This window comes from Halobacillus sp. BBL2006 (genome assembly GCF_000786645.1).
Taxonomy (GTDB): Bacteria; Bacillota; Bacilli; order Bacillales; family Halobacillaceae; genus Halobacillus.
This window is the reverse complement of sequence record NZ_JRNX01000261.1, coordinates 1-7,020: the sequence shown is the minus strand read 5'-3', so window position 1 is coordinate 7,020 and position 7,020 is coordinate 1. Positions and strand designations below refer to the sequence as shown.

10 protein-coding genes are annotated in these 7,020 nt (G+C 39.7%); all 10 read left to right on the top strand.

Annotation, left to right across the window (positions count from 1 at the left end):
• Positions 1–99: 99 nt before the first annotated feature.
• Positions 100–702, top strand: a complete 603-nt coding sequence (locus tag LD39_RS08710; RefSeq protein WP_035545264.1) for an HD domain-containing protein — start codon at positions 100–102, stop codon at positions 700–702.
• A gap of 23 nt (positions 703–725) precedes the next feature.
• Entirely contained in the window at positions 726–1,685 is a 960-nt protein-coding gene (locus LD39_RS08705; protein WP_035545262.1) for a thymidylate synthase, read from the top strand.
• Between the two features lie 20 nt (positions 1,686–1,705).
• Positions 1,706–2,200: a dihydrofolate reductase gene (locus LD39_RS08700; protein WP_035545261.1), complete on the top strand. Its 495-nt coding sequence runs from the start codon at positions 1,706–1,708 to the stop codon at positions 2,198–2,200.
• On the top strand, positions 2,197–2,814 hold the full coding sequence (locus LD39_RS21770; protein ID WP_081988387.1) for a molybdenum cofactor guanylyltransferase: 618 nt from the start codon (positions 2,197–2,199) through the stop codon (positions 2,812–2,814). Before LD39_RS08700 ends, LD39_RS21770 begins: the two co-directional genes overlap by 4 nt.
• 115 nt (positions 2,815–2,929) lie before the next feature.
• Positions 2,930–3,109, top strand: a complete 180-nt coding sequence (locus LD39_RS08690) for a twin-arginine translocase TatA/TatE family subunit (RefSeq protein ID WP_035545258.1) — start codon at positions 2,930–2,932, stop codon at positions 3,107–3,109.
• Between the two features lie 14 nt (positions 3,110–3,123).
• The gene (tatA, locus tag LD39_RS08685) at positions 3,124–3,306 is read left to right on the top strand and encodes a twin-arginine translocase TatA/TatE family subunit (RefSeq protein ID WP_035545256.1); all 183 of its coding nucleotides are present in this window, start codon (positions 3,124–3,126) and stop codon (positions 3,304–3,306) included.
• 111 nt (positions 3,307–3,417) lie between these two features.
• Positions 3,418–4,137, top strand: coding sequence for a twin-arginine translocase subunit TatC (tatC, locus tag LD39_RS08680; RefSeq protein WP_052158785.1), 720 nt, complete (start codon positions 3,418–3,420; stop codon positions 4,135–4,137).
• A 178-nt stretch (positions 4,138–4,315) separates the two neighbouring features.
• Complete coding sequence (locus tag LD39_RS08675; RefSeq protein WP_035545253.1) at positions 4,316–4,534, top strand: YozE family protein; 219 nt, start codon at positions 4,316–4,318, stop codon at positions 4,532–4,534.
• Positions 4,535–4,557: 23 nt separating this feature from the next.
• Complete coding sequence (locus LD39_RS08670) at positions 4,558–5,712, top strand: exonuclease SbcCD subunit D (protein WP_035545250.1); 1,155 nt, start codon at positions 4,558–4,560, stop codon at positions 5,710–5,712.
• Position 5,713: 1 nt separating this feature from the next.
• Positions 5,714–7,020, top strand: a 1,307-nt coding sequence (locus LD39_RS08665; protein ID WP_035545249.1) for an AAA family ATPase, incomplete at its 3' end; no start/stop codon positions are given.

The window sequence follows — 7,020 nt, the reverse complement described above, 5'->3', positions numbered from 1 at the left end:
TGCTGCCGATAATGCTAAACAGATGATGGATCTTCTTCATATTCAATATAAAGATTTGAACCCAAGACAGATGGATTTGTTTCAATTTTAGGAGGTTCTATGAATCAAAAGGAAGCATTACAAAAAATTAAACAATTTGTTCATTCCCATTTCAGTTCAGAACCCAGCGGCCACGACTTTACCCACATGGAAAGAGTGGCTAGGTGGTCCAGTGATCTAGCTGCAAATGAAGGTGCCGATCCATTTCTATGTGAAGTGATCGGCTGGTTACATGATATCGGCGACAGAAAACTTTTTAAAGATCCGGTGCATGCTAAAGAAGAGCAAAATAGATTGTTAAAGGAATTAGGGTTTAAAGAGAGGGTTATAGCGGATATAAATGAAGCAATCGATACGGTGTCCTTTCATAAGGGACAAGTTCCTGATTCGATAACGGGAAAAATCGTTCAAGATGCAGACAGGCTTGATGCTGTGGGGGCAATAGGGATTGCTAGAACGTTTGCTTTCGGCGGTGCAAAAGGACAACAGATCGTAAGTAAAAACGAAATGGCCCCTAATTCGCTCCAGCATTTTTATGATAAATTATTGAAGCTGGCCCCTTTGATGAATACGGAATCAGGTAGACAAGAAGCAGAGCGCAGACATCAGTTCATGCTGCTATTTTTAGAAGAATTCCAACGAGAAACAGAAGTACAACCGTGAAGGTGTCAAGGAGGTTGAAGAGGATGTTGAAAAACGAGCAAGCTTATTTAGATTTATGTCGTTACGTAATGGAAGAAGGTACAGAAAAAAGTGATCGGACTGGAACTGGCACCTTTTCTGTATTTGGCCACCAGATGAGGTTCAATTTACAGGATGGCTTTCCTCTGCTTACGACGAAGCGTATTCCATTTCGTTTGATTGCAAGCGAATTACTTTGGTTCATGAGAGGGGATACGAATATTCGTTATCTCTTAAAACACAACAATAATATTTGGAATGAATGGGCTTTTCAGAAGTGGGTGGAAAGTGAAGAATACGTAGGACCGAATATGACTGATTTCGGGAGAAGAAGTCAAAAGGATGAAGCGTTCAAAGAGCGTTATGATGAACAAATGAAGATATTTAAGGAGCGGATTCTCACCGACGATTCTTTTGCTGAAAGATATGGAGATCTTGGAGCTGTATACGGGAAACAGTGGAGAGACTGGCGAACGTCTCAGGGCGAGACAATTGACCAGTTGAAAAATGTGATTGAAGGCATCAGATCAAATCCTGATTCCAGAAGACATATTGTCACAGCTTGGAATCCTGAGGACGTACCATCCAATATGGCTTTGCCTCCTTGCCACACGATGTTCCAATTCTATGTGGCGGACGGAAAATTATCCTGCCAACTTTACCAGCGTAGTGCGGATATATTTTTAGGAGTTCCGTTTAACATTGCCAGTTACGCGTTGTTGACTCATTTAATTGCACATGAATGTGGCTTGAAACCGGGAGAATTCGTTCACACACTGGGAGATGCACACATCTATACCAATCATCTGGATCAAATCAAAGAACAATTGTCCAGATCACCAAAAGAAGCGCCAAGGCTATTATTAAATGAAGACATTGAAAGTGTATTCGACTTTGAAATGGAAGACATTAAAATTGAAGGCTATGACCCTCACCCGGGGATCAAAGCACCAGTAGCCGTATAATAAAGAAGAGGTGATAATCGATGATTTCATTCATATTCGCGATGGACAAAAATCGACTAATTGGTAAAGATAACGATCTTCCGTGGCATATTCCCAATGACTTTAAGTTCTTTAAAGACATGACATGGGGCAAAACTATAATTATGGGACGGAAGACCTTTGAATCTTTTGGAAAACCTTTGCCGGAAAGAGAACACATCGTCATTACGAGCAACCGAGATTATAATCGGCAAGGCTGTAAGGTCGTCCATTCTATTGAAGATATTCTGCAATTAGAGAAGGATCAACCTGATCATGAGTGGTTTGTAATTGGAGGCAGTGTCTTATTTGAGAAAATGCTGCCTTATGCAGATCGGATGTATCTGACATATATCGACCACGAGTTTGAGGGAGATACTCATTTTCCTCAATACGATGAAAGTGAATGGAAGCTGATATCCGAGACGCAAGGTAAGAAAGATGAAAAGAATCCTTATGATTATTACTTCCGCACTTATGATCGTGTTGAAACATGATGAATAGTGAAAACACCTGTGCCGCTATCTTGGCAGGGGGTGGATCAACACGCATGGGCGAGGATAAAGGCAATTTAATTGTCGGTGGTTTTACTGTGGAGGAGCGGATTATGGAAGAATTGGGGTGTTTGACTTCTTTCGTCGTTCTGAACAAAAATAAAAAGTCACTTTTTGAAATCCCAACGATTCCAGATGTATATGAAGACGCCGGTCCGCTAGGAGGCCTTCATGCCGTGATAGAGGCGAGAAACGAAGAGTGGTTTATAGTGTCTGCTTGTGACACACCCTTCATCGATCGAAACGTTTATCAACACTTAATGCGGTTCATATGTGAAGGAACTCAAGCAGTCATCCCCGTCTATGATGGGCGTTTTCAGCCGTTATCAGGGATTTATCATAAAAGCGTGAGCGATGAACTTACTGCCTTATTGCAAGCTGGTCATCGTAAAGTTGCGAAATTGCTGGATAACGTGAATACTTACTATGTTACGGATTTCAACTCATTGCCAAAGAAAACTGTAGAAAATCATTTTTTCAATATGAATACACCCGGGGATTATGAACTTGCGCAGAGAATGGTAAAAAATCAGGCGCGATCAAGACATTTCCCTTAAAAAATGATATCATGATATTGAAATACTTAATTAATTCTCCGTTCAGTGAACTCGGTGTAAACATAATGAAGAATATGTCGTAATAATAAGCTAACTATTGAAGGCGGTGAAGGATATGCTGTCGAGTATCGGAATTCCTGGCCTTATTTTAATTTTGACGATTGCTCTCGTCATCTTTGGGCCTAAAAAGCTTCCTGAAATCGGAAAAGCGGCTGGACAAACATTGAAAGAATTCAAAAGTTCAGCACGTGATTTGACAGATGATGTGAAAGAAGATTCAGATGTGAAAAAATAATGGAGTGATGAACCGTGTTATCAAACATTGGTGTACCAGGTCTTATCCTGATCTTGATCATTGCCCTTGTCATTTTCGGCCCATCTAAATTGCCGGAAATTGGCAAAGCTTTTGGAAGCTCCTTAAAAGAGTTCAAAAAAGCGACCGGAGATATCATGTCAGATGATGAAACCAAGAACAAGAACAAGGACGAATAAAATGAATAGCGAGGTGTAAGAGGACTCCCTCTTACATCTTCTTTTTTGCAGGCTGTGATAAGCCTGGAGGTGGATCAATTGTCAGATGAAAATATAACACAAGATGTAGAAATGAATTTTACCGACCATTTGAGCGAATTAAGGAAAAGGATCATATGGACGCTCGTTTTTTTTATTGCCTTCTTTGTCGTTGGGTTTTTGAATGTAAGAACCATTCAAGATTTTTTTGTCGCAGACTTGCCTTTTGACTTAAATATGACAAGCCCAGGAGAGATCATCTGGATCTTTTTCACGATTGCAAGTATCGTTGCCATAGCTGGGACCTTGCCAGTTCTATGCCTGCAAGTATGGTTGTTCATCAAGCCAGCACTGACTCCTAAAGAACGCCGGGTGTCATTGGCTTATATACCAGCGATTTTCATATTGTTTTTATCAGGGTTGACATTTGGATATGTTGTGTTTATTCAAATGATTCTGCCATTCTTACTTTCTTTGAATGACGGAATGTTCAATGAAATTTATACAGTAGAGAGATATTTCAAATTTTTATTCAGAGTTACAATTCCATTTGCTGTTCTCTTTGAGATTCCGATTCTGACGATGTTTTTAACGAGTCTCGGGGTCGTAAATCCTATGTTTTTGGTGAGAGTGAGAAAATACGCTTACTTCATTCTGATTATCATCGGGACAATCATTTCCCCTCCCGATTTTATTCTGCAAATTGTTGTGGCCATACCTCTTATCATTTTGTATGAGATCAGCATTATTTTATCCAGAATTGTATTCAGGAAAAAGTTGAAAAATCATCAGGAATTCATGGAAGATGAATAGAAAAAAAGAATCCTCTGAATGAGGATTCTTTTTTATATCAAATCCTTGTGATAATGTCTAAAGTTAACTGTAAATATGGAGCGGTTCTGGCACCCATGAAGTTGTTACAACGATTCTTTTGCCGAAATGAAGAATCCGTGATAAAAAAGAAGTAGTATAGTTTCAGGAGGAGAAAAACATGAGATCTTTTTACCATTATATGATGCGATATCGTGGAAATCGTAAAAATAACGAAGAGAAAAGGCTGGCAGATTGGATGTTTGAAGATCATAGTTTCCCTAAACAGGCGAAGTCGTATGATGAAATCAGCCGCTATTTAGAGTGGAATATTCCATTTCCTAGTGCGCTGTCAGTTTTTGATCGATTATATGAAACTTACAAACTAGATGAAGAATAAATCATGTAAGGGAGAGAGTCTGTATGCGTATTTTACATACAGCGGATTGGCATTTGGGGAAGATCGTCAATTACGTGCATATGACGGAAGATCAGCAATATATATTAGATCAGTTCATTTCAATTGTCGAAAAAGAACAACCGGATGTCATCATCATTGCCGGGGATCTTTATGATCGATCTATTCCGCCAAAAAAAGCAGTTGAACTTTTAAATCAGACGTTAACAAAACTCATTAATGACTTTAATATCCCTGTCCTGGCTATATCAGGAAATCACGATAGTCCTGATCGTCTGGAGTTCGGAACAGAACTCTTTCGTAGACAGGGTTTGTTCTTAGATACAAAAATTAAACCAAACCGTGAGCCAGTCATTCTTCACGATAGTGAGGGCCCTGTCTATTTTCATCTTATTCCTTATGTTGAACCGGCAGAAGTTGCCCATGTTTTCGAAGATCCTTCTATTAAATCCCATCAGCAAGCTGCTGAAAAATTGATCGAAGATATTCACAACCGCTTTAACATGAACGATCGTCACGTTTGGATTGGACATGCGTTTCTTGCTGGTGGAATGGAAACAGAATCGGAGGAGCGTCTCTCCATGATTGGAGGAAGTCCTTATATTGATGCCCACTTGTTAAAAGGTTTTTCCTACATTGCCCTTGGACATTTACACCAGGCCCAGAGAGTGACAGCTGATCACATTCGTTATAGTGGTTCGATTTTAAAATACTCTTTTTCAGAAGCGAATCATAATAAATCGATCACCATGGTTGATTTAGAAGCAGATGGAGAGTGTACATTGGAGAAAATCCCTCTTGTTCCTGAGCGTGATTTTGAGATCATAGAAGGTTATTTTGAAGAGCTTTTAGGGGGAGGGGCTGCAGCTGACCCGGAAAATTACTTGCATGTACGCTTACTGGATGACGGGCAGTTGATTGATCCAATGGGAAAATTGAGAAAAGTCTATCCGAATATTCTTCACCTTGAACGAAGAAGATCTTTAACAAACAATCCATACGAGGACCTTCATAAAGCCAAGGAACGGCAGAAGTTGTCACACCAAGATCTGTTCCATTCATTTTATGAGGACATTAAAGGGGATTCCATTCCAGATCATCGTAAAGAGCTGGTTTTACAAGCGATTGAAAATTTGAAAGATCGAGAAAGGGGAGAATAGCATGAGAGCACTTTCGTTGACGATGAACGCTTTCGGTCCTTACCGCGTTAAGCAGACCATCGACTTCTCAACACTGGGAGAAGAATCAATATTCTTAATTACTGGTCCAACTGGAGCAGGAAAAACGACGATTTTTGATGCGATGTGTTTTGCTTTATATGGAAGGGCGAGCGGGAGTGACCGTGACCAGGACAGCATGCGAAGCCACTTCGCAGATCCTGAGGATACGACCTTTGTTGATTTTCAATTTGAGCTGAGAGGAAAAGCCTACCGAATCGTTCGTATGCCCAAGCAAATGAGGAAAAAAGAACGGGGAGAGGGATGGAAAGAAGACCCCGCCCGTGCAGAATTATATATGGAACATTCGGACGGAGAAAAACTTATTGCCTCTAAGATTAAAGAAGTCAATGACTATATTGAAGAAATTTTAAGCCTGGATTATGAACAATTTCGAAAAATGATCATGATTCCTCAAGGGGAGTTCAGAAAGCTTATTTCTGAGAATAGTAAAGAAAGAGAAGAAATTTTACAACGCATTTTTAAAACGCAATTTTACTCTGAGCTTACTGATTATTTTAAAAGTCAATCGAAGTCTCTTGAAAAGGAAATTGAACAATTTCAATGGAAAATGAATCAGGAGATTCATAAGATTCAATGGGGAATTGACAGTAATGAAGATATAGATAACGCAGATCCAGAGCATATTATTAAATTACTAGAGAAGCGCCTCTCGGAGCAGAAACAACTGGTGGATGTGGAAGAGGATCATTTAAAGGATTTGAATAATCAAGCCGAACAGTACCAGAACAGCTATCATGAAGCTAAGCAACTGCAGGAAAATTTCGACGAGTTGGAAAAAGTTCAGGTGGAAGAAACACGGTTGACTAAGCAAAAGTATGATATCCAAGTTTTAAAAGAGGAGCTTACTTGGGGCAAGGCGGCTGCTCAAGTCTATCCATACGAGAAACAATGGTTAGAACGTGAACGTGAGTTGGAAGAGCAAAAAGAGACACTGAAAGAGAAGAGAGAATTACGAAAACAAAAAGCAGAAGAGTTTGAAAAGATCAAAGAAATTTATACTCAGGAAGAAGCAAAAGAAGATAAGCGGCAATCATTAAAAGATAATTGGAAGAGGAAAGTGGAAGAACAAGAGAAGCTGGATCAATATTTATCGATTCGGAAGCAGCTGCGTACGTCTGAAACTCAATTGGAACAATGGAAGGCTAGAACAGAGAAATACCAAGAGGAACAGCACCGATTGAATCGTCAATTAGAAACGTTGAAAGAAAAAACCAAAAACGAGAGAGA

Coding starts and splice junctions, on each gene's coding strand:
- tatC (WP_052158785.1), top strand. CDS start 3,418: ATGAATTTTACCGACCATTTGAGCGAATTAAGGAAAAGGATCATATGG.
- LD39_RS08670 (WP_035545250.1), top strand. CDS start 4,558: ATGCGTATTTTACATACAGCGGATTGGCATTTGGGGAAGATCGTCAAT.
- LD39_RS08710 (WP_035545264.1), top strand. CDS start 100: ATGAATCAAAAGGAAGCATTACAAAAAATTAAACAATTTGTTCATTCC.
- LD39_RS08700 (WP_035545261.1), top strand. CDS start 1,706: ATGATTTCATTCATATTCGCGATGGACAAAAATCGACTAATTGGTAAA.
- LD39_RS08705 (WP_035545262.1), top strand. CDS start 726: ATGTTGAAAAACGAGCAAGCTTATTTAGATTTATGTCGTTACGTAATG.
- LD39_RS08690 (WP_035545258.1), top strand. CDS start 2,930: ATGCTGTCGAGTATCGGAATTCCTGGCCTTATTTTAATTTTGACGATT.
- LD39_RS21770 (WP_081988387.1), top strand. CDS start 2,197: ATGATGAATAGTGAAAACACCTGTGCCGCTATCTTGGCAGGGGGTGGA.
- LD39_RS08675 (WP_035545253.1), top strand. CDS start 4,316: ATGAGATCTTTTTACCATTATATGATGCGATATCGTGGAAATCGTAAA.